A 26,290-nucleotide genomic window follows, 5' to 3' on the forward strand; every position below is an offset into this window, starting at 1 on the left:
ATTCGCGGTACCCTCCCTACATGTGCGACGAATTCACTTCCGAGGCCGAAGAGGCCAACTTGGCCGTCGCGGGCTCACGCGCCGCGAGTTCGCGGCGCTCGGGGCCAGCGCGGCACTGGCGAGCTGTGCGGCCACGTCCTTCGGGAGCCGGGATCCCGGTAGTGATGATCTGATCGAACAGGAGGTTCTCATCCCCACCGCCGACGGCAGGGCCGACGCCTTCTTCGTTCATCCGTCGGAGGGCACGCATCCGGGCGTGATCATGTGGCCGGACGTTGCGGGACTGCGCGAGGCCAAGAAGATCATGGCCCGATCGCTCGCGGCCGAGGGGTATGCGGTTCTGGTCGTGAATCAGTACTACCGCGGCCTCGTCGCACCGATCCTCGAGAGCTTCGCCGAGTGGCGAACGCCCGAGGGCAGGGCCAAGATCTCACCGCTGCGAGAGCAGCTCGATCCCGAAGCCATCACGCGCGATGCCCGCGCGTTCGTCGCCTTTCTCGATGGGGAAGAAGTCGTCGACAAGGCGCGTGGGATCGGCAGCAACGGCTACTGCATGGGCGGTCCTTTCACGGTGCGCACAGCGGCTGCGGTGCCGGACCGCGTGGCGGCCGCCGCGTCCTTCCACGGTGGGGGTCTGGCGACCGATGCTCCCGATAGCCCTCACCGCCTGCTCGACAGGACGCAGGCGTCGTATCTATTCGCCATCGCCCGCAATGACGACGAGCGCGATCCCGCCGCCAAGGGAACGCTCCGGGAGGCAGCAGACGCCGCGGGCCGCCCCGCCGAGATCGAGGTCTACCCCGCCGACCACGGCTGGTGCGTGCCGGATTCTCCTGCGTGGGACGCGGCCGCAGCGGACCGTGCCAGGCAGCGGATGCTCGCTCTCTTCGCGACGCTCTGACGACCAGGCGCCTCGCGCTCAACCAGTCGGAGGCGTCTCCCGTGGCGCGTCATGCCGTGGGTCGAAGCCCTGGGCACGGACCCAGATGCTTCGATAGATCCGCTCGGGCAGCGCCTTCGAGGCGAGGAAGCGCATCGACATGCGCAGCGATCGGCGCGGGTCCCGCGCGGCATCGCCCAGGAGCGTCATCCGCGGATGGCGCAGTCGTCTCCGCCATCGCGCCAGGGCGCGCTCCAGCGCCGGAGGCACCTCCTCCTGACGCGCCAGGTACGCTTCGACGCGCTCCACGAAGGCGCGCTGATCCGGATTCCCCGGGGATCCATGGTAGTGCCCCTCGAGCCGAGCCGCGTAACAGGCGCTTCCGGGATGCTGCCGATAGCGGTCGAGAACCTCCGTCGTGATCCACACGCGACCGCGCAGAAGCATCTTCGAGAAGAACACCTGGTCCTCGAACATGCCGCGGAAGTCGTTGTCGAAACCGTCGACGTCTCTGACGGCCCGGGTCCGCGCGGTGAAGCTGCACATGGCGGGCGTCTTGGCATGCTCCTCCAGCACGTCGATGAGGTAGCCCGGTGGGTCGACCGGGCCGTCGTCCAGGCCGAGTGGTCGAACGGAGTCTTCCCGACCCACGTACTTCCAGGCCGGGTCCTCGCTGGCCTTGACCCAGGTGAACCACATCTCGGTGGGACCCGCCACCAGGACGCAGTCCTCATGGGCCTGGAGCAGCTCCACGTGCCGCGCCAGCCTCTCCGGATACCAGACGTCGTCGCCGTCCAGAAAGGCGACGTATTCCCCCCTGGCCCGTGCGATGCCAAGGTTCCGCGACGCGCTCATGCCGCAGTTCTTGCCTCCCTCATGGGTCACATGGCTCACGCGCTCGGGATCTCTCGCCGCGGCCTCGCGGGCGATGGCAGAGCTGCCGTCGGTGGAGCCGTCGTCCACGAGAATCAGCTCCCAGCGCTGCCACGTCTGGGCTTTCACGCTGGCGATGGCCTCCGCCAGAAAGGGAGCGGCGTCCAGGAAGATCACGACGACCGAAACGATAGGGGAACTAGCCATGACCCCATTGCCAGAGCCAGCGCGCGAAGCGCTCCTGTTCCCAGTCCCGAACGATCAGTCGAGGGATCGCCAGCGGGCTTTGCCCCGGAAAGGCGGCCGCGCCGCGGGACGTGCAGGCGGTGGCGAAGCCCGCGCGCGCGACCTCCTCGGCCCCGGTGGTGGGAACGTCTCCGTTCGGGTAGCTGAAGTCGACGACCTCTTCGCCTGTGACCTCCTGCAGCTCACGCTTGCTCCCCGCGAGCTCTTCCCGGCGCCGGCCCGCGTCCACGCGGGACAGGAAGGGGTGGCTTTGGGTATGCGAGCCGATGGTCATCCCGTCCCGACCGGCCAGGGTTCGGACCTCGTCCGCCGTCATCGTGCGCTCATCGCGTCCGGGCCGCGTCTCCACTCCCACGGAATCCGCCCAGGCGCCGAGCTGCTCGATCTGCAGCTCGCGATCCCGTGCCTCGCACTCCGCCAGGTGAGCGTAAACATCGAGGTAGACGCGCCCCCGGTCGGGCACCGGGCGCTTCTTCTCGCGACGGCCGTAGGGCTCCGCACGCCAGCGTGCCAGGTCTTCATGGCAGGGCTCTGGCATCACCCACGTTCGAGCGCTCTCGCCACGCCCGAGTTCGAGGCTCGGCGGGAGTGACTGCTGGTGCAGGAGTGCCTTGCCCACGACGTCCCACCACATGGTGTCGCCGCCCGTACGCAGCCCACCCGTCGTCACGAAGACGGTTGCCGGAAGGCCGTGGCGAGCGAGTAGCGGCTCTGCACACTCCAGATTATCGAGGTACCCATCGTCGAACGTCAGGGTCACCGAACGCTCGACGTGCCCGCGCCTCAGGGAGTCCCCGAGCTCACCGATCGAGATCACCCTCGGCAGTGAGGCGAGGACCTCGAGGTGGGCCGCGAAGTTCTCCGGGCTGACCGCGATGTCCCAGGGGTCGCAGGGGGGGGTCGCGACGCGGTGATACATCAAGACCGCCGCGCTCGGGCGAACCCGATGACGTGCGATCGACCCGATCCGCCGGGCCTTGGCCACCCCCGGGACCCTCATTCTCCGGCGTTCCTTTCCAGCAAGAACAGGGTTTCGGTCCCGTACTGGGTATCCGTCTTGACGGTCTTCTCCACGACGGTGACATCGGCTGGAAACCGTGAGGTCAGGTCCTCCTTCCGGAACGAGATGTCGGGGATGCCGGACCATTGCATCAGCTCATGGGTCTCCTCCCCGAACGGCGTGAAGACGATCAACGCCATCCGTTTTTGGAAGGAGTGCAGCGCATTGTCCAGGATCGGCTCCCAGTTCGGATTGTGCTCGAGAACGTGTCGAAGGAAGATGCAGTCGACGTTGGATCGGTAGAGACAGAGGTCGACGTTCTTGTCGGTCCAGCGGCTCGCGCTACCGTCAACGCCGATGTATTCCGCGTTCTTGACGAACTTCCGCGCGTACGTCAGGCCGCAGCCCCAGTCCTCGATCTGAGCGCCCGGGAGGTCCAGGAACCCCATGCCCATCTCGTAGGTCGTGTCGTCACCGTACGAGTCCTGATGGCGACCCGTGTAGTCCCAGCGACCCGACATCTGGCGCATGTAGGCCTCGGTGGGCTTCTCCGCACGGATCGTCACCAGCACCTGATAGTCACGATCGTCGTGGTCCAGCGCCTTCTGGCGCAGCTCCTCGGCGGCCACTCCCTGCAGGAAAGCGGTCGCCGTCACGACGTTGCCCGGTGTCTCGACGCGGATTTGCTCCATCGGGAAGCGCTCCAGGAAGAGCGCCTTCCCCGAGGCCTCGGTCAAACCCCAGAACCAGTTCTCACGCCAGGGGCACTCCACGATCTGGGTCAGGCCGGGGGCCGTGACCAGCACGACGCCACCCGGCGCCAGGATGCGATGGATCGTCTCGACGGCGGCGCGCAGGTCGAACACGTACTGGAGGGTCTGGGTCAGGATGATGCAGTCGAACGAATCCGAGGCAATGTGCGGCGCGCTGGCCAGATCGGCGACGATCGTCGCGCCCTCGGCTCCCGCTTGCACATGAAGCACGTCGTGGGACACCACGGCGTCACCGCCATAGCGCCGCGTGTAGGCATCGTCACCGACCTCCAGAACGCGGCCACGAATGTCGGGCGCGTGCCGTGCGAGGAAGGCCTCGACGTAGTACCTGTCGATCGGCGTGCCGCGATCGAATCCGAAATCGCGGCTGATGGGGGCCAGGGATCGGAAGCTCCCGAAGCGCACCCAGCCGACCGGCGGGATGAACCGCCAGTCGCGGAACCGGCGCCGCAGGCGCATGCGAAGCGGCTCCGGAAGCCTCTTCTTCGCTGTCTTCAGCAGCTTGCGTGGGACCCGCTGGACTCGCTCGCCCAGCGCCTTGAATGAGTGAAGGACCGGGTGCCTGTACGGGAGCCACTCGCGATCGAGCGCGCTCCGCAAGCGACTCTTCCAGGGGCTCCCAGCCTCCAGCGGATGCTCGGCGACGTAGACCTCGAGCCATTCCAGGAACCGTTCGCGCGCCGGGTGTGGGCCGTCTGGATCGTACTCGCCGGTGCGCTGTGCGATGGCGCAGCAGGAGTCGTCGTGCTGTCGGTAGCGATCCGAACAGCGGTCCGTGATCAGCACTGACGCGTGGCGGAACACCTTTGAGAAGAACACCTGGTCCTCGTAGCTCCCGCGGAAGCTGGGATCGAACCCGCCGACGTCCTCCAGCACGCTCTTGCGGACGACGAGGCTGCAGATCCCGGGGAGCATGCCACCATGCGTCTCGAGGGACCGGACCAGCAGCTCCGGCGGATCGATCTTGCGGCCGGGCTCCACGGCCAGCCGGCCGAGGAAGTCCCGGTCCCGGTCAGCCGGGTCGCCCGTCCAGCTGAACCAGTACTCCGTGGGCCCGTACACCATCCCTATGTCGGGCGACCGCCTCAGCAGATCGACCTGGTGGGTCAGCTTGAACGGCATCCAGACATCGTCCGCATCGAGGAACGCGATCAGATCGCCGCGGGACTGCGCGATGCCCAGGTTGCGGGACGCGCTCATTCCCTGGTTGGTGCCGCCAGGATGCTGGACGTATCGGATCCGGCCGGGATGCGCGGCCGCGAACTCCTGCGCGATGGCCGGACCACCATCCGTCGAACCGTCGTCGACGAGCAGGAGCTCCCAGTCATCGAACGTCTGGGCGAGGACGCTCTCGATCGCCGCGCGAAAGTAACGCTCGGCTTCGAAAAAGATCATGACGACGGAAACCGCCGGTTGCACTCCTCGTGCATCGGCTGAATCGCCGCGACTCTGGGTGGCCGCACCCTGCTGGCTGGAACGCTCGGTCATGGTGTTCGACCCGGTTGAAGTTCGTGAAGCTGTGAAAAGAGACCTTCCTCTGCGAGGAGTCGCCCGCGCTCTCCCTGCTGCACCAGGATGCCCCGGTCCAGCACGAGCACGTGATCCGCCTGTTCGATGGTGGCCAGGCGATGGGCGATGACGATCATCGTGTAGTGTCCGGCCAGCTCTGCGAGCGCGTCCTGGATCACGTTCTCTGCAATCGCGTCGAGGGCGTTCGTGGCCTCGTCCAGGACGAGGATGCGCGCGTCTCGAATGAGTGCGCGAGCCAGTGCGATCCGTTGACGCTGTCCCCCGGAGAGCTGGATACCTTCCTCCCCGAGGGGCGTATCGTAGCCGGCGGGCAGCGACTCGATGAATTCGTGCGCGTGCGCTTTCCTGGCCGCCTCACGCACCGCAGCATCCGATGCGTCCGGCCGCCCGTAGCGAATGTTGTCGGCCACGGTCGCGTGGAAGACGTGTGCGTCCTGGCTCACCAGCGCGATCCCGGCGCGCCAGGTCGCCAGCTCGAACTCCGCGAGTCCGATGCCGTCGAGGTGGATCGTTCCCTCCAGTGGATCCGCGAAGCGCATCAGCAAGTAGGTGAGCGTGCTCTTCCCCGACCCGGAGGGGCCCACGATCGCCGTCGTGCGGTTCGCCGGGATCCTGGCGGTCACGCCCCTGAGCGCCGAATCCTTGTCGGCCTGTCCGTCGTAGCGATAAGACACGTCATGGAGGCTGATGCTGTCCTCCAGGCCGCGGAAGGGGCGGGTCCCTTCGGGCAGGTAGGGCTTGTCTGCCTCGTGGAGGAAGCCCGTCACTGTGCGCACGGCCGGCGCCGACGCGGCCAGATTCACCCGGTCCGTGTCGAGGCGCTGAACCTGTGGCTGCAGCCGGAAGAGGATGAACATGAACGTGAGGACCGCGGGGAGCTTCCCGGGATCGCTCACGGACAGGAGCAGAACTCCAGCGAGCAGCGCCGCGACCATCAGCTCCGAGGTCGGGTTGACCAGCGCGCGGATCCGCTCGACGCGCCAGTAGGCCTGGCTCGTGGACGTGGAAGAAGCCGCGAACGCCGCTCGCTCGTGATCCTCCCGCCCGAAGGCCCGCGCGGTTCGCTGCCCCCGCAGGACCTCGATGCAGCGCTGCGAGAGCGTGTTCCATTCCCGGAGGCCGTCCTCGGACAGCCGGTCGACTCGCCGCCCGATCTGGCGCACGATCCATGAGATGACGAGCAGCGCTGCGGCCACTGTCAGGGTCATCCGCCAGGAGATCGAGAGCAGCGCGAGCCCGAAGACGGTGATGGTCGCCAGTCGGATCACGATGCCGATGAGGGTCGCAAGAGCACCACTCGTTTCCCAGGTCTGGTTCTGCACGAGCGCCACCATGTCGCCGGTGCGCTGGCGCTCGATGAACCCGAGCCTGACGCGCAGTGCTTGGTCCATGACACGTTGTCGAAGCTCGTTCACCAGACGCGCGTCCAGGCGGGCGAAGAGCAGGCCGCTGGCCGCGTTCAGGCCCGCCTTCGCGGCGAGGAGAGCGAACATCGCGCCGAGTACGACCTGCATCCGTGCTCCCTCCGGGACGCCTTCGAACACGCGGTGGAACACACGACCCAGGGCTCCCCCCGTTCCCTCCTCGAATCCAGCGGGATCCATGCTGTGCAGCAGAGGAAGGAACAGGCTGATGCCCATGCCCTCGCACAGGCTGGCCAGTGCGCCGACGCCCAGGAGCGCGGCCACGAGGCCCCGATGGGCCCGTGCGAGGGGGCGAAGCACGCGTGCGATGGGGGGCTGCTTCATGAGCTGGCCCCCTCGGGTCCTGGGGGCTTCGGCGGAAAGAAGCCCTCGACCGCACCGTGGAATTCGGCACCGTGGATTTGCCAGCCGGAGCGATCCAGCCGCACGCCAGACCAGGCGCGCGCGGCCGCGGTGCCGCACACACGAAGCAGGGCCGTGGACCAGGCTGCGGCGGAGTGGGGATGAATGGTCCGCGCCATGAACGACATGCCGCGGTAGTAGTTGCGGCGCTTTCGGAGGACGGCGGGACCCAGCGGTTCCTGCCGGTGGCGCACCACGGCATCCGGAGCGTAGTAGACCTCGCCGCCGCGGGCGCGGAGCGAACGGAAGAGGAACTCGGTGTCGCACGCGGCCCCGGACCAGGTGCCAACTCCGATTCGCGCGTCGAATCCGCCGATGGCCCTGGCGTGGGCCTTGCGAACGCCCAGGTTGTTCCCGCAGCCAGCCCTCCACGGGAGAAGCACTGCCAGAGGTCCACGGAAGGTGCGCGCTTCCGAGCCTTCCCGCACGCTGGCAGCGACGCCCACGCCGAGGGGCAGCACGCGCCCGGTGACCACGCTGTGGGAGTTCAGGGCGGCGCACATGCCTTGCACCCATTCCGGGTCTGGGACGCAGTCGTCATCGGTGAAGAGGACGCGATCGTGCGACGCTTCCTGAAGGCCGCGGTTCCGCTTGACGTTCAGGCCGAACGCCGGCTCGGGCACCACGCGAACGCCGCGGGCTGCGAACTGCGCGAGGCGCGCACGAAGCGGTGCTTCGTCGCCATCGTAGACGACGAGGACTTCCGGTTGCGGCACGCCCACTTGCTCGACGAGTGCACGGACCGTGTCCTCGAGGTCCGGGCACTCGCCATGGGCGGAGACCACCACCGTCGCTCCATCCGCGGGTGCCCCGGAAGGCGACCCGGCCGCAGCCCGCGCGACCCCTTCGAACGCCCGGCGAATGCCGTCCAGTGTGAACGCTTGCTCGGCCACTTCCCAGCGATCGAGTTCGCTCTCGTCGAGCTCCGGACCCGCAGCAAGCGCCCGGTCGAGCGCTGCGGCGAGCTGCCCGGGCGAGCGTGCCGGCACGGCCTCGGCGAGGCCCTGCGACGCCTCGACGAGCCCTCCCACGTCCGTCACGACGAAGCGCTTGCGATAGTGAATCGCCAGCGGGAGCACCGAACTCTGGGTGGCCGACCGATAGGGGAGCGCCACGACGTCCGCAGCCGCGAAGAGCGCCGCCACTTCCTCTTCCGGAACGAACTCGTCCCGGAAGACCACGCGGTCGGTCACCCCGAGGCGCTCGGCCAGCTGCTCGTACCTGGCGATGGGCTCATAGAACTCGCCGGCGATGACCACGCGAATCCGAGCCTCGGCCATGAGCGGCAGCGCCTCGATGAGATCGCGCACACCCTTGTACTCGCGAACGAGTCCGAAGAAGAGCACGATCCGTTCGTCCGTCCATCCCAGGGCCTGTCGTGCCACTCGTCGATCCGGTGCGGCTCCCTCGGGCGCCAGGTTGATGAGGGGCATTCGATGAATCGTTGCCCCGCGGCCCACCAGCCCCTGCAGTCGAACTCTCTCGGCCTCTGCGTGGACGACGAATCGGCGAGCGCGGCCAAGGCCATGGCGGGCGAGGGTTCGCTGGAAGGGAACAGCTCCGTGCGGGAGGGCGTTGTGGGAGATCACCGTGATGCGCGCAGCCTCGCCGAGTTCGCGGCGCAGGGCTGAAAGGAGGCCGCGCGTCATGGGGGCGAACCATGGGTGCCACCACTGAACGAGCACGAGGTCCGGACGCCGTCCCGCGATGTCACAGGCGACTCTTTTCCACGTCCCGGGCTGGTACGGGTCCAGGGCGATCCGTGTTTCGGTGCGCGCCCTCGCGCCAGGATCGAGCTGGGAGCGCCCGGGGAACAGCCACCGTGGGTACTGACGGATGAGAGGATAGAGATCGACCTCGTGCTCGGCACCGAGTGCCTCGACGATTCGATCCGTGTGCTGAGCGATCCCTCCCCGGAGCGGTGCGGAGGGTCCGACGACCGAGAACCTCATGGGCGCAGGCTCTCTTCGACCGGGGCCGGGGACTCCGCTTCGTAGGCCGGAAGGGCACTGCTGGCGGAGCAGTGGAACTGGAGGAGAATCTCTGCGACCAGGCGACCGACGAGGAACTGAGTCCCGAGCAGGAAGGTGATCACTCCGCCGACCTGGATAGCCGGCATTCCGAGCAGCCAGCCGAGGAGGATCAGCGCCGTGCCGAATGCGCCGAACAGCGCTGCCGTTCGCGTGAGCTTGTGCATCGCAGCATCCGGGCCGTGCCTGAGCAGCATCACGGTTCCGAGGCTGGCGACCGTCTCCACGTAGCGCCACGGCCCGTACTTGGTCCGACCGGCGAAACGCTCGCCGTGCTGAACGGGGACTTCCGCCACCGAGAACCCAAGCCCGTGGGCCAGAACAGGAATGAAGCGGTGCATCCCTCGCGAGAGGTGAATGGTGTCGATCACCGACTTGCGGTACGCCTTCAAGCCCGCATTCATGTCCTGGAGCGGTACGCCTGTCGCCCACTTCATCGTCCGATTGAAGACGGCCGAGGCGGCGCGGCGATGCATCGGTTCCTGGCGCTTGTTCCGGACCGCAGCCACCACATCGAAACCCTCGTCCAGTTTGTCCAGGAAGACCGGGATCATGTCGGGCGGGTCCTGGAGGTCGGCGTCGATTGTCACGATGAACGAGCCCCGTGCGCGGTCGCGGCCCGCTGCCAGCGCGGCGGATTTGCCCAGGTGCGTCTTCAGCGAGACCAGCCGAAAATGTTCGTCGGCCTCTCGAATGCCCTCGGCATCTCCCACGGAGGTGTCCGTGCTCCCGTCATCGACGAGGAGTACCTCCCAGCTCCTGGTTTGTCCGGACAGCGCCTCGCGGAGGGCCTCCGACAAGCGCAGGAGATTCCCCGCTTCGTTCCAGAAGGGGACGATGATCGAGACATCCAGCGTGGACTCACCGGTCGGGAGTGGATCTCTCAATCGTCGCGCTACTCGGGCCTGCATGGTTCCACTCGAATGGGTCGTCTCCGGCACAACCAGGTCGCCAGATCCGCCCTCTCCCGGAGTCTTCAGTGATGGAAGGCGTAGACCCTCAACGATAGCTCCTTGGGACCCAGATGGTTGGGGAGAGAGGCCCTCAAATGTCCTTCGGTAAGCACCATGAGGCGCGCTTGTTCGGACTTGGGCCACCCATGGAGGTCATCGGGATGAATCAGGAGCCAGGCCGGTCTTCCTGACTCGACAATGCCGATGAATTCATCCAGTGAATCCCGCTCGAACGGGCGAGCGTCGGGCGAATCACGCAGCACGCGGCGGCCTGTCCCGCGGTAATACGCCACGGGTTCGTCTCGCGTCGCATAGACGACGGCCTCGGGCCACTCCGCCATGACTTGCACGGCCTCGCGGTACCGGGGCCGCATTCCGCTGGAGCGGTGGTAGAGCCCCAGGCCCATGAGCTGCTCCAGAATGAGCGCTGCCACCAGAATGCGGCGCGGCCAGCGCTGAGTGGAAAGGGCGCCGCGGGCGGCGAGCAGCATCAAGAAGGGAAGGGCGGCGATCGCGTGGTAGCCCGTGACGAAGAGCCAGAACGAGACGGCGAGGAAGATCAGGCCGCTCAGGACACCGAAGCAGATCTCCATCCGCGCTCTTTCGTCCCGTGACAGCGCATCGCGCGTCACGAGCGTTCGGATCAGGCCGAATGCGGCGACGGACAGCATCAGTGGGCCGGCGAGGAACCCGAAGCTCGTGACGAACTGCAGCGGTGAACCCTGTCCCTTGTACTGCAGGTGAATGGGGACGAGGTATCCGTAGCGGTACAGCGCAAAGGCGCCGCCGGCGAGGACGAAACCAAGCCCGTACAGGCGGGCGCGACGATCAATCAACGACCAGGAATAGACCAGCGCGCCAGGTAGAAAGAAGGCCGCCGACGGATGGCAGATCAATGCGAGGCCTCCCGCAGCCACCGCGAGTCCCCAACGGCGGAGGCGGCGATCGCTGTCGGTCACGCGCCGGGTGGGAATGGCGCGTGCGGCCACCACCATGAAGAAGGTGAGCGGGGCGTAGTAGCGAGCGGACTGGCTCCAGAACAGATGCCAGGGAGAGAGCGCGAGCAGAAGCGCGGCGAGTCGCCAGCGCGCGGTCTCTTGCTCATTCGCACCCGGCAAGCCCAGGACCGCGATGGTCGCCACGCCGAAGAGGCAGGGCAGGAGCCGGAGAGCGAATTCGCTGTCCCCGAAGAGCGCCACGGCCCACCGCGTCATGACGTAGCCGAACGGGTAGCTCGGGACGTAGTCATGTGCGTCGTGGAGAGTGAAGGCCTCGTCGATCCAGAGGGACCACCGTCCGAGCGTGGCGAATCGGAGGGCTGCCGCCAGGAGGACGAGCCACACGAGGCCGGAGTTTCGGCTCCAGAGCGCGCGGTGCGGGTCAGTGGCGGTGGGCAAGGGCTGCATGGGTGGCAAGCAGGCTACCTCGAACGACTCGGTAGCGAAACTCCCGGCCCGGCGGGAGAGAAATCAGCGGGCGCCCACTCGCAGGCACTCCGAATCCGTTCTTGGCCGTGCTCACGCTGCGAGTTCGCGTCCGGATTGAGGGTCTGAATCCCGCCCCGACTGCGTAAGCTGCCAGCCCATGGCGTACGCAGCATCGGTCTCGACGAATCGCAGGTTTCTCGGTTGGAATGGGCCCTTGCTCGAGCGCGCGGCGCGGGCGATGGTCCAGGGCGTCGATGACCCCATGGGGCTGGCGCACGTGCTCGTCGCCGTGCCCGGTGCGCGCGCGGGGCGGACGCTCCTCAGTTTCCTCGCGGCGGCGGCGCGTGAGCGTGGGTGGAAGGGTTTCTTTCCTCCCCGGGTGCTGACGCAAGGGCGGCTCGTCGATGAGCTCCTGCGCACGACCGAGCCCAGCGCCGATCGCTCTGGGGAGTGCAGAAGGGGCGTAGAGGGCTGCGGCCACGGCGAACAGGAGAGTCATGGGGAAAGGATTGACCGTGGGTGATGTGCATGCCCCCCGGCCAAGGAAGACGGGGGGGCGAGAGCGGCTCGTCAGGGTGCCAGGTCAGGGGGCTTGAATCAGCGCCCGAAGTCGGTTGCTCCAGGCCATCCCCGTGGGCGACGCGGAGCTCGAGAGGGCAGCCTGTAGGAAGAGCGTGGTGCCGATGAGCGCCGGATCGCTGGAGATCGGGATCTGAAGCACGCCAGGCGCTCTGCCGGAGGGAACCGTCACGGTACCCAGCAGGCGCAGTATGTTCGGGTCGAGTCCCTGGAGGCCGGACGGCGTGCGAAGGTAGGTTCCGGTGACCGCAGGGGACGTCCGCGCGGTGAAGAGTTGCGCGGTCGTGCCGGGCGGCCCGAAGATCTGGACTTCGTAGGGTGCGCTGGCGACCGTGGCGTCAGAGCCGCGCAGCGTCGCGAATTCGAACGCCCCGATGTCATCGCTGACTCGCGCGTCGAGAGTCCTTCCCCGCGGCGCTGACGAAGGTCGGGTCATCGAGCACGAGTCCGATTCCACAATCGGTGAGCAAGCAAGCTTCCATCGACAGCGCCTGGCCTGTAACGATGGAACCGGCGAGGAGAAGGACGGCGAGGCGGAGCATGGGGAGTGTCATGGTAAGTGGGCGGGGCAGTGGAACCCTCCTGGCCACACCTGAGCGGTGGGTCACAGCTCCACTCGCTCGTGAGCATCTGATAGCTCACAACGATCGATTCGATGGGCTCTATCCGGAGCGATACCAGCAGCCCAAGCTACGTCTCTGAGGCGTAGCGCGGCCATGGAGCCTTGCGCGCAACCCGCTTCGAGCTCGACCGGTCCGTTCCTCTGGAATGGACGATCCACCGGACATCTTCAGGGGCACGGGGGGCCGCTCACCGCTCCAGAATTTCGTCCGCGCGCACCTTCCCGGTTTCCTCGAGGAGTTCGAGGACGAGCACGGCGGCCGTTCCCTGCCGCAGTACGTCATCCAGGAATTCGAGGCTCTACTCGAATGCGGCGATCCAGCATTCGGCTTCAGCCGCCTCCGTTGCCCCTCCTGCGCGACGGACACGATCGTGCCGTTCTCCTGTAAGGGGCGAACCATCTGTTCCTCCTGCGGCGGGCGCCAGATGGCGCAGACGGCCGCGCACCTCGTCGACAGGGTCTTCCCCGATGTCGATGTGCGCCAGTGGGTGCTCACGTTCCCCAAGCCGCTGCGCCTCGCGATGGCGATGAACGCGGAGCTCTGCCGAGAGGTCACGCGGGCCCACATTCGCGCGGTGTCTGCGTCCTACAAGCGCCGCGGACAAGTGATCCTGGATCGTCAGCGGCAAGAAATGCAAGGCGACCCAAAGGGCGACCCAGTGGAAGCGGCAGCTTCCGTTCCTGACTCCCTGGTCCGGGTCCGGCTCGACGTCGGCGCCGTGAACTCGACGCAGCGTTTTGAATCCTCGTTGGGACTTAACGTACATCAACACTCCCTCTACTTGGATGGAGTCTACGTCACGCGCGGCCCTTTCGATCCGCCCGTGTTCCTGCCCACGGGCCCCCTCAAGTCGGATGAGGTCGAACGTGTCCACGGCGACGTGATCAAGCGTATTCGTCGCGTGCTGGAGCGCTATGGTCTGGATCCGATTGCGCTCGGCCTTCCGCCGCGCGCAGGCGACGAGGCACCTGCTGAGTTCGCGGATTCGAGTGAGCATGAGCAGCAGCTCCTCGACTATGGCGACGCGGGTGATGATGCGTTCTTTCCAGCCCTGAAGGCGGCCTCGGTGAAGTCGCTGGTGCCCTTCGGCCCAGGTGCTGGGCAGCCGCTCAAACGCCTCATCGACCCTGATCTTTCCAGGGCATTCCAGTCGTCGGGTTGGGGGAGTCAGTACGTGCCGCCTCCACTGGTGATGAACGCAGGTGGGTTCTCGTTGCACGCAGCGACGCTGATCCGCAAGGGCCAGCGGGCGCAGCTGGAGAAGCTCTGCCGCTATGTGACGAGGCCCGCCATCAGTCTCGAGCGCTTCGAGGTGCGTCCCGATGGGATGGTCTCGTGGCTGCTACGCAAGCCATGGAAAGATGGAACCAAGGGATTCGTCATGACGCCCTACCAGTTCCTCGCGCGGCTGGGGAGAATCGTGCCGCATCCGCGTGAGCACCAGCTGACGTATCAGGGCGTGCTTGCACCTGCTTCGCCATTGCGTGATCAAGTGGTGCCGCGCCCGGTGGTTCGGAAGGAGCCGAAGGATGTCGACGTCGCCGATGAAGACGTCTCGATGGGTTTGGGGGAGCCACCGAAGAGTCAGAGGTCTATTTGCTGGGCGGATCTTCTGAAGAGAGTTTTTGGAGAAGACGTTTTGAGATGTCCGCGCTGCCGCGGGCGTCGGCACATGATCTCCGTGATCACAGATCGGGAGACAGCGCGGAAGGTGTTGGAGGGGGTGAGAGCGGCGGCGAGGAGATCATCCGGTTCATTGGGTGGGGGGGACCCGTCATCGCCAGGGCCGAGCCGCTCACCACCAGCAGAGTCCGAAGTCCGAATACCGATGCCGCTTCGGCAAGGGCGGCTGGACTTCGGGAAGTAGTGCGCAGGAGAGCGGCGCGCGGGCCATCGGGCTCGGTGAAATGAGATCAGCCAGCATTCTCGGGGAGGGTGCTGGCTGAAGGTCGTGGTGAAGCGAACCGGTGGTGCCGGTCGGAGAGGCCGAACCGGGGGTGCTTAGCTCGTTGGACCGGGCCGATGGCCGCTGAGGCGCTGCCGCGTGGTCGGTGGGGAAGATGGGTGGCGAAGAATAGGGCCCCAGGCTACGGTGGGAGCTGTGTCGCCACCCCGCTTGGAAGTCCTATCCGTCTCGCAGAAGATCACACGAGCTCGCTGGTCCAAGAGCAGGCGGCGATCGCGCTCGGCCAGCCGGGGATTCACGCCGCGGCGGTGAGTTCGCTCGTGGACCTCGCGAAGACCGGACGGGGGATCGCGCTCCGCAACGTCGCGACGGTGGCTCTGGGCAAGACCCGCGCTCCGGAGGCCGTGGCGACGCTCGCCGAGCTGCTGAAGCACGACGACTGGATGATGCGTGGAGCGGCGGCGGAAGGGATGCTCCAGATGTCGGCCAGGGAATGCGTCGCGCCGCTCCTCGACGCGCTGGAGGACGAGAACGCGCAGGTTCTGGCCACGGTGGAGCAAGCGCTGAAGATGTTCTCGAACCGCGAAGGAATCGCCGTCGACCGTGCCACGTGGCGCGACTGGTGGGCGAAGAACGGCGAGCGCGCCCGCTTCGCCACCCGCGACGAGATCAAGGCTCGCCAGGAGCTGGACGGCTACTCGGCCAGCGACGCCAGCATCTACAAGGGGCTGGACGTCGTCGTCGTCCCCGGCCTCGGCGACCACATCGAGAAGGTCCTGGAGCAGCTCGGGATCCACTACCGCACCGTGCAGGCGGGCCAGCTCGAGGAGTCGGCGCTGCAGCCTGGCGCGATCCTCATGATCGGTTGCACGGGACAGATCTCGCCCGAGGACGTGGAGGTCGTGCAGTGGTACGTGCGGGCGGGCGGCGCGCTCTTCACGTCGTGCTGGGCGCTCTCCTACACGGTCGTTCCCACGAGCCCGGCGGTGATCCGCAAGGCGCCGTCTCCGGGTGAGGTCGTCGACCATGTCTTCGCGCGACCGACGACGACGGCGCTGGAGTCGCCGTACCTGCGGGGCGTCTTCGAAGGGGGCGTGCAACCCTTCTACAGCCTGCTGGGTGCGCACCTGATCCAGGTCGTTGATCCGGAGCGCGCGGAGGTCCTGCTCGACAGTCCCTACGCGGCGGCGCGTCACGGCTCCGGCGATCTCGCGGCCTACTTCCGGATGGGCCACGGCGTGATCCTCGACACGGCGAACCACTTCGAAGAGCAGGGCTTCTCCTCGGCGGAGGGCCTGAAGGGCGACGAGGAGTGCCAGGCGTTCGCGGTGAATCACATGGGCTACAGCCTCAAGGATCTGCGCCGGACCCGGGACGAGAAGTGGTGGAAGAGCCCCTCCAAGGCGGCGGCGGAGATCGCGGACCTGTCGGTGTTCCGGATCCTGACGAACTTCGTGCGAGAGAAGCGGATCAACGGGTGACGCCGGACCCGCTCTTTTCAGCGGGTTCGGTGAAGCGGATGCGCAGCGTTTCGCCGGCCCGAACCTCGAGGAGCGCGCCGATCGATTCGGGGTGGGACGCGCCCACGTTCATGAGCCCGCCTCCCATCGAAACGGGCTCCTGGATCTTGTCCCGCTGAAGGCGATAGCGCCCTTCGGCGGGGAACTCCAGCTCGAGGTCGGCTGCGGGGTCCGCCCTGGGGTCCGCGGCGGGCACTCGAACCTGAGCGCCGCCGACGGGAGTGCCTTCCTCTCCGACGAGCTCGTAGCGGTAGCCCTCGGAAGGAACGCCCACGAGCACCGCTCTCACGCGCAGGGAGTCCGGGAACGTGAGATGAAGCTCGCCCTCCAGCTGGGCGACGTCGCTGAAGTAGACGGCTCTTCCATCGTAGACGTGGAAGCGGGCGGAGGCGGGAAGGCGCGTGGGTACGAGGAAGACGGCCTCGCCGTTGGTGGAGTGAATATCGGTCTTCAGGAGGCCGCTCACGCTCGGGCGCGGGTCGAGAGAGCGCACCTCGAGGCGCGGAACGGCGCGCTTCGGCAGACCTTCCCAGGTGACGTTCAGCGCACGGATGTGGTCGCGGAGGCGGAGGGCGTCGACGCGCGGGTCGCTGACTCGGCCCGCTGCAGGGATCTCGATCCCGGGGACCTCGATCAGCGGGACGTTGCCGTTCAACCGGACGAAGAGACGGTAGCGCCCAGGCGACACCGCGTGGGCCTCCCAGGAACCTTCGGGGGTGCGCTGGAGAAAGGCATGCACGTCGGGATCCGACTCGCTCTTGAGGAAACCATGGACCGCGGCCAGGTCGTCGACGAAGCCGGATTCATCGATGGACGCGATGAAGGTCGCGCCGCTGGAAACCACGAGGCGCACAGGCTTCTCCCAGGCGGATGGCTCCAGCGGATGCACCTGGGTCAGGAGGCTACCGTCGCGCTTGCTGGTCTCGAAGCACAGGTTCTCGGCCTGAAGCGCCTGGAGAACGAAGGAACCATTGTGGTCCGACCGTGCCTCGATGCACTCGTAGCCCGGCACGAACGCGACCACGTGGACGTCGGGCACTGGCTGGCCCACCACGTCCACGACCACACCACGAAGGACGGCGGATTCGAGGAACTTCAGGGTGACGTCGCCCAGATCCATCGCAGGTGTCACGGCATCGTCCGGCAGGTCCCATAGGTAGAGAGCCTCGGGGACACCGACGAACTCCGACTCCCGAACATGAATGGCAAAGCACCGACGGTGGCGGTGTTCCTCGGGAATCTCGAAGCGCACGGCACCGTCGTCGGAGCTCGTGCAGTGAACCATTCCCTGCATGAGCGTGCGCCCGCGGCGCCGATCGAAGAACTCCAGGCTGACGCGCCGTTGCGCCATGGGGCGGCCGTTGGGGTCGACGACCCGCGCGGTGACAACCGGTCCACCGCCGTGCCTGACGGTGACCACGCGCCGCTGGCCGACGAGTTCGGGTCCCGTGGCATCGCCCTGGATCTGGAGGCCCGAGGTTTCGGACGACAGCGTGTAGCGAAAGGGCCGCGAGCCCGTGACGAACCGTGGAAAATCGGCCACACCCTCTCGAACCTCGGCGGTGTACGAACGGGGAAAGTCACTGTCGCCCACGGGCTTCTTGAACCTGAGCGATAGCGTGCCGTTCAAGGCGCTCAGCTGTCCCTGGCTGTCGATGGCGACGAACCTCAGGGAACCGAGGGGAGGGAGCCGTAGCTTGCGCACTTCGCCTCCGGCCTTTCTCTTGAAGGGGCGGAAGCGGTCGGTGGAAACGGCCTCGGGTTCGAACTCACAGGCTCCGGGGATGTCGATTCCCACCGCGTCGATGGCGATGCGATTCCAGACGCTGGTATCGAAGGGGTGCTCGTCGGTGGATCGACCGAGCCAGGCGTTTTGGAAGTACACCTCGCCGTCGCGGACCTGGAGCGATTCGTCGATACCGATCCTCTCTCGGTCGTAGTAGTCGAGAACCTCGGTGGCGTCGCGACTGGCCTTCTGCGGCGGGCGGTAGCTGTGGAACGCTACTACCCTCGTTTCTGCGGCCTCCTCGGCCGCGAGAACGGCGCCGTCGGATCCGCGCACCTCGACGGTGAGGCGACGCGCGGGCGTGAGTTCGATGGTGGCGCCGCGGGCCCCACCTTCGATCCATCCATATCCTGCGCCCAGCTCGCTCGAAGCCTCCAGGACGATAGGCGGGGTCCCCTGGATCATCACGGAGCCGTCCGGTCCAGTGATGGCGCGCTGGCCAGCATTCCAGAGCGTCTGCCGAACGGTCGGACTGATGCTGGCCTCGGCCTTCAGGTCCTCGGTGCTTCCATGGAACACCTCGGCGCCGACGATGGCCTGTCCGTCATCCAGGACGGAAACGCGGAACTCGCGAGGGCTGACCGGGAGGCGACGGGCGCGCGAGGATCTCTCCTCGGCTTCTGGCGGCGAGATCTCCGCAGGCGTCGACTCCGTTTCCTCTCGAAGGCTGCTCGTTGGCGGATCCAAGGCGACCGTCAGGACCTCGATCGTGGGGGAGGCGGCGCCAGTCCTCGCACCGATGAGTGGCCCTGTCCACATCAGGCCCGCCACCGCGGCCACTCCCGCGAGCGCCGCCAGTGCGATGCCGCCGGCTCCGAGCGGGCTCTTCGGAGAAAGGCTCGCCAGCGGCAATAGCATCGTCGCCCATGTCGAGCGATCCCCGTAGGCCTCATCGAGGTCCGCCCGGAGCGCCGCGAGCGCCCGCTGCATGCGGCTGTCGATAGTCGCGACGGGGACACCCTCGACGCGTGCGATCTCGCGGGGAGGCTGACCGTCGTAGAAGCGCGCGAGGATGGCGCGACGCTGGTTCTCGGGAAGCCGCTCCACGGCGGCCAGGAGCGCCCGCTGTTGCTCGAGAAGTGCCGCGTCTTCGAGTGCGCTTCGGGCGGGTGTCCTCTGCTCTGCGGCCTCGCTCTCGCGCGCGCGCGCCCGGCGCTGGCCGCGACGCCGCGTCCTCGCCACGTTGCGCGCGACACCCGCGAGCCAGGGCTTCCAGCCGACGTGCACGGGGCGCCGCGCCGTTCGGGCTGCGAGCAAGGTCTCCTGGTAGACGTCCTCCGCCTCCGCCCCGTCGAGCACGAGCTGACCCGCGAGGCCCCGCAGCCAGTCCGCGTGCTCCAGAGCGATGGAGAGGGCCGAGCTGGACCCGGATGTGGATTCGGTGGACAAGGATCGGCTATCGCGGTGAGAGTGGGGCATCGTGCCCTCCGTGGCCGCCGCCGTGGAATCCCTGGCATGAATTCCATGGTTTCCTCCGATCTGCGGCAACGCGGCGATCAAACTCCTCCACGACGACGGGGCCGTGCTCGACGGCTTACCCTCGCTGTGGGAACCAGCCTATGACGACCGAAACCGAACGCGCCGAGCCCGAAACGCGCCGTGACATCCTGCGCATCTGGGGCCCGCTCGGCCTCGTGACTCTCCTCGCCTTCGTGCTTGCCCTGAGATGGGTGGGCCCGGCCCCGCCGGAGCGGATGACCATCGCGACCGGGCCAGCCGGGGGCGGCTACGCGGAGGCCGGTGCGCGGTTCGCCGAGGCTCTTCGGGAGGCGGGCATCGAAGCGGATCTCGTCGCAACGAGGGGGTCGAGGGAGAACCTCGAGCTTCTGCGCGCCGGTGAAGTCGACGTGGCGCTCGTGCAAGGCGGACTCGCCATGGAGAACGAGCCAGCGCTCGAAGGGATCGTCTCGCTTTACCTCGAGCCGCTGTGGATCCTGGCGGCCACGCCGATCGCCCGACTGGAGGAACTTGAGGGCACAGTCGTGGAGATGGGTGCCGAGGGCAGCGGCACGCGCGCGCTCGCTGGACTTCGGGAAGTAGGGCGCAGGAGAGCGGCGCGCGGGCCATCGGGCTCGGTGAAATGAGATCAGCCAGCATTCTCGGGGAGGGTGCTGGCTGAAGGTCGTCGTGAAGTGAACCGGTGGTGCCGGTCGGAGAGGCCGAACCGGGGGTGCTTAGCTCGTTGGACCGGGCCGATGGCCGCTGAGGCGCTGCCGCGTGGTCGGTGGGGAAGATGGGTGGCGAAGAATAGGGCCCCAGGCTACGGTGGGAGCTGTGTCGAAACTCCGCTTGGAAGTCCTTCCATGAGAAGGCCCCCCAGCGTCAAGCAGGTAGTCAGGATTTGTCGTGGGTGTGTCGCTTGTAGATCGCCGAGAGGCGATCGAGCTACGTGGTCCGCCTTGCTTCCATTCGCACTCTACTGAGGCGTCGTTGATGTTGACGTCTCCGTGCTTGATGAGGTCCGTCCAGTCGGGCGCTGCTATCTATCCGGCGAAGTACGATGCGCGGTTGACCTAAGTCGGTTGTGCATCCAATCCAAGGACTTCCTCGCAGTAGCCCGGACTGGGCGGTTTCACGTAGCTTGATCTTTCCGTTCGGTTCTCACTCGGTCGCTTGGAGTACCGGGCTCTCAGCTGCTCGCCCTATCGGCGAGCGTGAGCCCGGTGAATCAGTGGTTGTTGTGTCATGCGGGCACCGTCGCCGCCGCTGTCCCTGGCTTCTTCGACGTTCGATTCGCATTCCTTAGCGGTTCGTACACTTCGCTCGTTCTCCACAGGGTGTGGAGCAGTACCGCGAGCTTGCGTGCCACAGCGATGACGGCCTTCTTCTTGGCTGTCTTGCGTCCGCGGGCGGCCAGCTCGAGGCCCCAGCGTCTGAGGTCGGAGTCCTTGCCGAACGGCCCGAGCATCTGCTGAGCGCATTGCACGAGGTGTCGACGGACCTCATTGTCGCCTGCCTTGGTGATTCGCATCTCGGGGTCGCCTTTCCCGGACTGTTTCCGCTTGGGGACCAGCCCAAGGTAGCCCCCAACGTCGCGGCTTCGTTCGATGCGTGACGGGTCCTCGATGGTGAGGATGAAGCGCAGAGCTGTGTGAGGACCAACACGGTCGACCTGTTGTAGAACCTGTGTCTCGGGGTAGACCTCCTTCGTGAGCCTGAGGATCTCCTTGTCGAGCACCTTGATCTGTTCGTTCACAGTGCACAGAGTCACCAGCAGAGGTCTGAGTGCCCCGTCCAGCTCGCTCGGTATCTTGTCCTCGACCCAGGTGTGGAACAGGGCGGCGCTCTTCTTGGCCGTTCGAGCCCCGAACGACTTGAGGACGCCGTGGATATGGTTGACCATGGACGTCCGCATCGAGACGAGTAGGTCCCGTGAACGAGCCTTGTTGAGGTCGGCGCGCGCCGAGCGCTCGCGGTGCTGGATCGGGTGCAGGAGCTTCAGGTCGAGGCGTGCGACACGAGCGAGTTGCTCGGCATCGACCGCATCGCACTTGGAGTCGTTCTGATAGATCATCCGCAGCTTGCGCGGATTGGCGACGATCACGTCGTGGCCGAGGTCCTTGAGTAGCTCAGCGACCCAGCAGGACTGACCGCCAGCCTCGAGGGCGATACGCAGTGACTCACACCGCTCGAAGCGGCGCCGCATCGCAGCCATTGTCGTTGGCACTTCCGCTCGCTCAAGGACCTCCCCGTCGCCAGAGAGCACGCAGATGTGGCTCTTCTTGTCTCCGAGGTCGATTCCGATCGTCGTCTTGTCGGTCATGGTAGATTGCGTCATGGTCAGCCTCCTTTTTGGGCCTCGAGCCCGTCATATATGTTGGGTCCCGCAAGGTAACCCGTGCCGGAGGCTGGCCTTCTCATCACATCTATCCGTCTGCGTCCCGGAATCGTGCCGCTGGCTTCTCAGTCCCCCGTGACGCTGACGTATTCAAACTCGTCGCTCGACGAGTTCCTCTTGTATCTGCCGAAGATCACGAATCTCACGGATTCTGTTGCAGCTTGGGTTCTGCTGGGATCCACCCTCAACCGGCCACATCTTCCGGCCGGGCTTCTTTTCCAGTCCGCCTTCCCAAGGCATTGCCGGGTGTTTCCCATGCTGACACGACTCGCTACCCTCGCCTGTTTATTCACGGCCCCCTCCCTCGCTCTTCAGGTCGCTAACGATGAATGCGCTGGCGCCCAGCTCGTCTGGGGAGGAGTGCATCAGATCAGCAATATCGGCGCGACCCTGAGCGCGCCCGATTGGCCCAGCTGCGGCTGCAGTCACGGAAGCGTTGCGGGTGCGGACGTTTGGTTCCGCTATGTCGCGACCGGCGCAGGCCGAGTCGATTTCCTCTCGTGCGGGTGGGACACGATGATGCAGATCTTCACGGGTGACTGCGGCGCGCTGGTGGGGAACGGATGCATCGACGATTGCGCCTTATGTTTCGGAGGGTCTGCGGGTTTGGCCATCGTGACGCCCGGCGACGTGGTTCTCATTCGCATCACCGGATTTGGCGGAAGCATGGGGAGTGGAACCCTCACCGTCATCGATACGCCGGCCGGTCCCTTGGGGAACCCTGTTTGCGAATCGACGCCGAACTCGACGGGAGTCCAGGGGATCATGCGCATCTTCGGGCAGGAAACCGCCGCCCAAAACGACGTCACTCTGATCGCGGGGAACCTCCCTTCTAACGCCCTCTCGATGATGCTGACGAGTCGGACCCAGACCCAGACGGTCTTCGCCGGGGGGAGCGCCGGGCACCTTTGCCTCGGTGGCGATATTGCGCGCTTCGCCAGCCAGGTCGGCCTCTCTCAAATGGGAGAGTTCAGGCACACGATCGAGCTGACCTCGATCCCCGAGCCACCGAACTTTGCCACGGCCGTCGTGGCGGGTGAAACGTGGACGTTTCAGTGCTGGCATCGAGACACCGGCCCCGCGGGACCGACCTCGAACTTCACCGGCGCGGCGTCCGTTCCGTTCCTCTGATGTGCGGCGGTGTCACCCTGAGTGGCAGCCATGGCAGCGGGTTGGTTCTTAGACGCGCAGGAAGATCTGCCTGCGGTAAAGGACCTCGAGAATGACGTACCAGCCGGTGATCCACAGCAGGGCGTAGGCGAGTGACGCGTTGACCGGGTCCATGCCGAAGCCCGATTGGAGTCCTTCAAAGAGGGCCTTCTGCGCGCTTCGTCCGTCTTCCAGCTTCCAGAGGCTTCCTACAGTGCGGCCCAGGAGCCCGCTGCCCACGAACACGAGCAGCGCGTTGACCCCAAAGACGCGGAAGGGACGCGCGAGGGTGGTGAGGATCCGGCCGCGTGGGCCATCGAAGAGAGCGCTGCACAGCGCCAGCGCCAGAAGAGCGAGACCGCCGGTGTAGACGGCGTAGGAGCTCGTCCAAAGGGGCTTGTTGATCGGAAACCACCGGCCCCAGAGGAGCCCGTGTTCCTGCCCACGGGCCCCCTCAAGTCGGATGAGGTCGAACGTGTCCACGGCGACGTGATCAAGCGTATCCGTCGCGTGCTGGAGCGCTATGGTCTGGATCCGATTGCGCTCGGCCTTCCGCCGCGCGCAGGCGACGAGGCACCTGCTGAGTTCGCGGATTCGAGTGAGCATGAGCAGCAGCTTCTCGACTTTGGCGACGCGCGTGATGATGCGTTCTTTCCAGCCCTGAAGGCGGCCTCGGTGAAGTCGCTGGTGCCCTTCGGCCCAGGTGCTGGGCAGCCGCTCAAACGCCTCATCGACCCTGATCTTTCCAGGGCATTCCAGTCGTCGGGTTGGGGGAGTCAGTACGTGCCGCCTCCACTGGTGATGAACGCCGACGGGTTCTCGTTGCACGCGGCGACGCTGATCCGCAAGGGCCAGCGGGCGCAGCTGGAGAAGCTCTGCCGCTATGTGACGAGGCCCGCCATCAGTCTCGAGCGCTTCGAGGTGCGTCCCGATGGGATGGTCTCGTGGCTGCTACGCAAGCCATGGAAAGATGGGACCAAGGGATTCGTCATGACGCCCTACCAGTTCCTCGCGCGGCTGGCGGCGATCGTGCCGCATCCGCGTGAGCACCAGCTGACGTATCAGGGGGTGCTTGCACCTGCTTCGCCATTGCGCGATCAGGTCGTGCCGCGGCCGGTGGTTCGGAAGGAGCCGAAGGATGTCGACGTCGCCGATGAAGACGTCTCGATGGGTTTGGGGGAGCCACCGAAGAGTCAGAGGTCTATTTGCTGGGCGGATCTTCTGAAGAGAGTTTTCGGAGAAGACGTTTTGAGATGTCCGCGCTGCCGCGGGCGTCGGCACATGATCTCCGTGATCACAGATCGGGAGACAGCGCGGAAGGTGTTGGAGGGGGTGAGAGCGGCGGCGAGGAGATCATCCGGTTCATTGGGTGGGGGAGACCCGTCATCGCCAGGGCCGAGCCGCTCACCACCAGCAGAGTCCGAAGTCCCAATGCCGATGCCGCTTCGGCAAGGGCGGCTGGACTTCGGGAAGTAGTGCGCAGGAGAGCGGCGCGCGGGCCATCGGGCTCGGTGAAATGAGATCAGCCAGCATTCTCGGGGAGGGTGCTGGCTGCAGGTCGTGGTGAAGCGAACCGGTGGTGCGGTTCGGAGAGGGGAAAATCGGGGGAGTTCGGCTCAGCGAAGAGCCCGATGGCCGCTCGGGCGTTCCCGCGTGGCCCGCGAGGATGGGGGTAGCGAAGAATCGGGCCTCGGGCTACGGTGACCGGGGTGTCGAAACTCCGCTTGGAAGTCCTATCCGTTCAGGCGAACAGGAACCATGGATGATGCTGGGTTGAATAGAGGCCCCCGCGGGTGCGGGGCCCGGGACCGGGCCGATCATGGGCGGCCCGGGGGCGGATTGGAACCGTGAGGATTGCGCTGGCGCGCCAGGTATTCGTCCAGGCGGCGTCTCACGATGGGGGCAAGGAGGTAAAGACCGAGTACGTTGGGGAAGGCGAGGCTCAGGAAGGCCATGTCGGCGAACTGCTGGGCGCTGGAGGCCTCCACGAGGGCCCCAGCGAAGACGACGGCCACAAATAGGGCCTGATAGACCCGCAGGACGGCGTTCTTGAGGGGGCTGCCCGCGACGAAGTGGCGTACGCAGCGCTCTCCGTAGTAGGACCAGGTCAGCACCGTGGAGAGGGCAAAACTCGTGATGGCGACGACCAGCGCGAGGCGCGACCAGGGCTGGACCTCCCCGGCGAGGAGCAAGAGAGCCGTGGCCCCTTCGCGCGCCTCCATGGCGGCGGCGACCGCAGGATCGGAGCTCGAGGCGGGGTCGAGGACCAGGATCATGGTCGCGGTCATGGTGCACACCACGACGGTGTCGATGAACGGTTCGAGGAGGGCCACGATCCCGCCGCGGATGGGCTCGTCGGTGGTGGCGGCCGCGTGGGCGATGGCTGCGGATCCGGTGCCGGCCTCATTCGAGAACGTCGCGCGCGTCATGCCCGCGACGAGGACGCCGACGAAGCCGCCGTAGGCGCTACCTGGGCTGAGGGCGCCCCGCCAGATCGAGGCGAGAGCGGCCGGAACTTCGCTGGCGTGCGTCGCCAGGATGACGATCACGACGACGAGGTACAGCGCGCACATGGCGGGCACGATGCGCCCAGCGACCCGCGCGATGCTCTTGAGGCCGCCCAGGGTTACCGCGGCGACGATCACCGCGAACGCCGCGCCAAGGACCCAGCGCTGGCCTTCGAGGCCCGGGAAGACCTCGCGCAGGACGGCCGTGGCCTGGGTGATCTGAAAGAGATTGCCCGCGCCGAACGAGCTGAAGATACAGACGCCTGCGAAGGCGGCGCCGAGTGCGCGGCCCAGCCGCGGCCAGCCCTGCTCGGCCAGGCCCTTTGGCAGGTAGTGCATCGGCCCGCCGGAGACGCTGCCGTCGGCGGCCCTGATCCGGTACATCTGCCCGAGGGAGCACTCGGTGAACTTCAGCGTCATCCCGAAGAAGCCGCAGAGCACCATCCAGAAGGTCGCGCCCGGGCCGCCGATGCCGATGGCGATCACGACTCCGGCGATGTTGCCGAGGCCCAGGGTGCCCGAGAGCGCGGTCCAGAGCGCCTGGGCGTGGGAGACGTCGCCCTCGGCTGCGCCAGCGCCGCGGTCGTGCTTGCCGAAGGCGACGGAGAGGGCGTGCCCGAAGGCGCGCACGTTGATGAAGCGCATCCAGACCGTGAAGGCAAGGCCCGCAGCGGCCAGCCACAAGACGAGCAGCGGGACGCCGAAGACCGGAACGTTGACGATGCCGTCGAGGAAGGCGTTGATCGTTTCGAGGGTGGGAATCTGCATGCCTCCCGATGGCGCCGGAAGCGGCCGCTTGCCCCCAGGAAAGCAGGTCTTTGGAGAAGGCCAGATTTTTTGGAGA

20 protein-coding genes are annotated in these 26,290 nt (G+C 66.6%); 7 read left to right on the forward strand and 13 right to left on the reverse strand.

All coding sequences use genetic code 11. The features are described 5' to 3' along the window. Nucleotides 1-22 precede the first annotated feature (22 nt). Nucleotides 23-901 carry a dienelactone hydrolase family protein gene (locus Poly30_RS06475; RefSeq protein ID WP_419191030.1) on the forward strand — a complete coding sequence of 293 codons (879 nt, stop codon included), beginning with the start codon at nt 23-25 and terminating at the stop codon, nt 899-901. A gap of 18 nt (nt 902-919) precedes the next feature. Here the strand turns inward: Poly30_RS06475 and Poly30_RS06480 are convergent, their stop codons facing one another. From Poly30_RS06480 to Poly30_RS06510, 7 genes are all read right to left on the reverse strand, one after another. Continuing rightward, the gene (locus Poly30_RS06480; RefSeq protein ID WP_145195460.1) at nt 920-1,960 is read right to left on the reverse strand and encodes a glycosyltransferase family 2 protein; all 1,041 of its coding nucleotides are present in this window, start codon (nt 1,958-1,960) and stop codon (nt 920-922) included. Next, nucleotides 1,953-2,999 (reverse strand): polysaccharide deacetylase family protein, encoded by a 1,047-nt coding sequence (locus Poly30_RS06485; RefSeq protein ID WP_419191031.1) that lies wholly within the window; start codon nt 2,997-2,999, stop codon nt 1,953-1,955. Before Poly30_RS06485 ends, Poly30_RS06480 begins: the two co-directional genes overlap by 8 nt. Beyond that, nucleotides 2,996-5,260, reverse strand: coding sequence for a glycosyltransferase (locus tag Poly30_RS06490; protein WP_145195464.1), 2,265 nt, complete (start codon nt 5,258-5,260; stop codon nt 2,996-2,998). Before Poly30_RS06490 ends, Poly30_RS06485 begins: the two co-directional genes overlap by 4 nt. Beyond that, nucleotides 5,257-7,026, reverse strand: a complete 1,770-nt coding sequence (locus Poly30_RS06495; protein WP_419191032.1) for an ABC transporter ATP-binding protein — start codon at nt 7,024-7,026, stop codon at nt 5,257-5,259. The genes Poly30_RS06490 and Poly30_RS06495 overlap by 4 nt, the downstream gene beginning before the upstream one ends. A 20-nt stretch (nt 7,027-7,046) precedes the next feature. Next, on the reverse strand, nt 7,047-9,080 hold the full coding sequence (locus tag Poly30_RS06500) for a glycosyltransferase (protein WP_145195468.1): 2,034 nt from the start codon (nt 9,078-9,080) through the stop codon (nt 7,047-7,049). Continuing rightward, a complete protein-coding gene (locus Poly30_RS06505; protein ID WP_419191033.1) occupies nt 9,077-10,045 on the reverse strand; it encodes a glycosyltransferase family 2 protein in 969 nt (322 codons plus the stop codon). Before Poly30_RS06505 ends, Poly30_RS06500 begins: the two co-directional genes overlap by 4 nt. 89 nt (nt 10,046-10,134) lie before the next feature. Continuing rightward, the gene (locus Poly30_RS06510) at nt 10,135-11,508 is read right to left on the reverse strand and encodes a glycosyltransferase family 39 protein (protein ID WP_419191034.1); all 1,374 of its coding nucleotides are present in this window, start codon (nt 11,506-11,508) and stop codon (nt 10,135-10,137) included. 187 nt (nt 11,509-11,695) lie between these two features. Here Poly30_RS06510 and Poly30_RS06515 point away from each other — a divergent pair, with 187 nt between their 5' ends. Continuing rightward, nucleotides 11,696-12,061: a hypothetical protein gene (locus Poly30_RS06515; protein ID WP_145195474.1), complete on the forward strand. Its 366-nt coding sequence runs from the start codon at nt 11,696-11,698 to the stop codon at nt 12,059-12,061. A gap of 60 nt (nt 12,062-12,121) precedes the next feature. Here the strand turns inward: Poly30_RS06515 and Poly30_RS06520 are convergent, their stop codons facing one another. Further along, a complete protein-coding gene (locus Poly30_RS06520) occupies nt 12,122-12,553 on the reverse strand; it encodes a hypothetical protein (RefSeq protein ID WP_145195476.1) in 432 nt (143 codons plus the stop codon). After that, complete coding sequence (locus tag Poly30_RS28190) at nt 12,495-12,659, reverse strand: hypothetical protein (protein WP_419191035.1); 165 nt, start codon at nt 12,657-12,659, stop codon at nt 12,495-12,497. The genes Poly30_RS06520 and Poly30_RS28190 overlap by 59 nt, the downstream gene beginning before the upstream one ends. A 226-nt stretch (nt 12,660-12,885) precedes the next feature. Here Poly30_RS28190 and Poly30_RS06525 point away from each other — a divergent pair, with 226 nt between their 5' ends. After that, nucleotides 12,886-14,607: a transposase zinc-binding domain-containing protein gene (locus tag Poly30_RS06525; protein ID WP_145195478.1), complete on the forward strand. Its 1,722-nt coding sequence runs from the start codon at nt 12,886-12,888 to the stop codon at nt 14,605-14,607. A gap of 197 nt (nt 14,608-14,804) precedes the next feature. Continuing rightward, complete coding sequence (locus tag Poly30_RS06530) at nt 14,805-16,127, forward strand: HEAT repeat domain-containing protein (RefSeq protein ID WP_419191036.1); 1,323 nt, start codon at nt 14,805-14,807, stop codon at nt 16,125-16,127. On the opposite strand, the gene Poly30_RS06535 is transcribed toward Poly30_RS06530, so the two are convergent. Beyond that, nucleotides 16,117-19,341, reverse strand: a complete 3,225-nt coding sequence (locus Poly30_RS06535; RefSeq protein ID WP_419191037.1) for an RNA polymerase sigma factor — start codon at nt 19,339-19,341, stop codon at nt 16,117-16,119. The two genes, Poly30_RS06530 and Poly30_RS06535, sit on opposite strands and share 11 nt — an antisense overlap. Nucleotides 19,342-19,511: 170 nt before the next feature. Here Poly30_RS06535 and Poly30_RS06540 point away from each other — a divergent pair, with 170 nt between their 5' ends. Continuing rightward, nucleotides 19,512-20,036, forward strand: coding sequence for a TAXI family TRAP transporter solute-binding subunit (locus Poly30_RS06540; protein WP_419191038.1), 525 nt, complete (start codon nt 19,512-19,514; stop codon nt 20,034-20,036). A gap of 599 nt (nt 20,037-20,635) precedes the next feature. On the opposite strand, the gene Poly30_RS06545 is transcribed toward Poly30_RS06540, so the two are convergent. Next, the gene (locus Poly30_RS06545; protein ID WP_419191039.1) at nt 20,636-21,730 is read right to left on the reverse strand and encodes an IS110 family RNA-guided transposase; all 1,095 of its coding nucleotides are present in this window, start codon (nt 21,728-21,730) and stop codon (nt 20,636-20,638) included. A gap of 315 nt (nt 21,731-22,045) precedes the next feature. Here Poly30_RS06545 and Poly30_RS06550 point away from each other — a divergent pair, with 315 nt between their 5' ends. After that, nucleotides 22,046-22,921, forward strand: coding sequence for a hypothetical protein (locus tag Poly30_RS06550; protein ID WP_145195487.1), 876 nt, complete (start codon nt 22,046-22,048; stop codon nt 22,919-22,921). Nucleotides 22,922-22,969: 48 nt separating this feature from the next. Here Poly30_RS06550 and Poly30_RS28195 read toward each other — a convergent pair whose 3' ends face one another. Further along, on the reverse strand, nt 22,970-23,422 hold the full coding sequence (locus Poly30_RS28195) for a hypothetical protein (RefSeq protein ID WP_419191040.1): 453 nt from the start codon (nt 23,420-23,422) through the stop codon (nt 22,970-22,972). Nucleotides 23,423-23,428: 6 nt separating this feature from the next. Here Poly30_RS28195 and Poly30_RS06555 point away from each other — a divergent pair, with 6 nt between their 5' ends. After that, complete coding sequence (locus Poly30_RS06555; protein ID WP_419191041.1) at nt 23,429-24,415, forward strand: transposase; 987 nt, start codon at nt 23,429-23,431, stop codon at nt 24,413-24,415. Nucleotides 24,416-24,756: 341 nt separating this feature from the next. Here the strand turns inward: Poly30_RS06555 and Poly30_RS06560 are convergent, their stop codons facing one another. Further along, the gene (locus Poly30_RS06560; RefSeq protein WP_145195491.1) at nt 24,757-26,214 is read right to left on the reverse strand and encodes an alanine/glycine:cation symporter family protein; all 1,458 of its coding nucleotides are present in this window, start codon (nt 26,212-26,214) and stop codon (nt 24,757-24,759) included. Between the last annotated feature and the right edge of the window lie 76 nt (nt 26,215-26,290).

This window comes from Saltatorellus ferox (assembly GCA_007751475.1).
Lineage (GTDB): Bacteria > Planctomycetota > UBA1135 > UBA1135.

Excerpts from the sequence above, each read along its gene's own strand:
- Poly30_RS06480 (WP_145195460.1), bottom strand. The coding sequence starts at position 1,960 with ATGGCTAGTTCCCCTATCGTTTCGGTCGTCGTGATCTTCCTGGACGCC.
- Poly30_RS06485 (WP_419191031.1), bottom strand. The coding sequence starts at position 2,999 with ATGAGGGTCCCGGGGGTGGCCAAGGCCCGGCGGATCGGGTCGATCGCA.
- Poly30_RS06490 (WP_145195464.1), bottom strand. The coding sequence starts at position 5,260 with ATGACCGAGCGTTCCAGCCAGCAGGGTGCGGCCACCCAGAGTCGCGGC.
- Poly30_RS06500 (WP_145195468.1), bottom strand. The coding sequence starts at position 9,080 with ATGAGGTTCTCGGTCGTCGGACCCTCCGCACCGCTCCGGGGAGGGATC.
- Poly30_RS06515 (WP_145195474.1), top strand. The coding sequence starts at position 11,696 with ATGGCGTACGCAGCATCGGTCTCGACGAATCGCAGGTTTCTCGGTTGG.
- Poly30_RS06520 (WP_145195476.1), bottom strand. The coding sequence starts at position 12,553 with ATGACCCGACCTTCGTCAGCGCCGCGGGGAAGGACTCTCGACGCGCGA.
- Poly30_RS28190 (WP_419191035.1), bottom strand. The coding sequence starts at position 12,659 with ATGCTCCGCCTCGCCGTCCTTCTCCTCGCCGGTTCCATCGTTACAGGC.
- Poly30_RS06525 (WP_145195478.1), top strand. The coding sequence starts at position 12,886 with ATGGACGATCCACCGGACATCTTCAGGGGCACGGGGGGCCGCTCACCG.
- Poly30_RS06540 (WP_419191038.1), top strand. The coding sequence starts at position 19,512 with ATGACGACCGAAACCGAACGCGCCGAGCCCGAAACGCGCCGTGACATC.
- Poly30_RS06545 (WP_419191039.1), bottom strand. The coding sequence starts at position 21,730 with ATGACGCAATCTACCATGACCGACAAGACGACGATCGGAATCGACCTC.
- Poly30_RS06550 (WP_145195487.1), top strand. The coding sequence starts at position 22,046 with ATGCTGACACGACTCGCTACCCTCGCCTGTTTATTCACGGCCCCCTCC.
- Poly30_RS06560 (WP_145195491.1), bottom strand. The coding sequence starts at position 26,214 with ATGCAGATTCCCACCCTCGAAACGATCAACGCCTTCCTCGACGGCATC.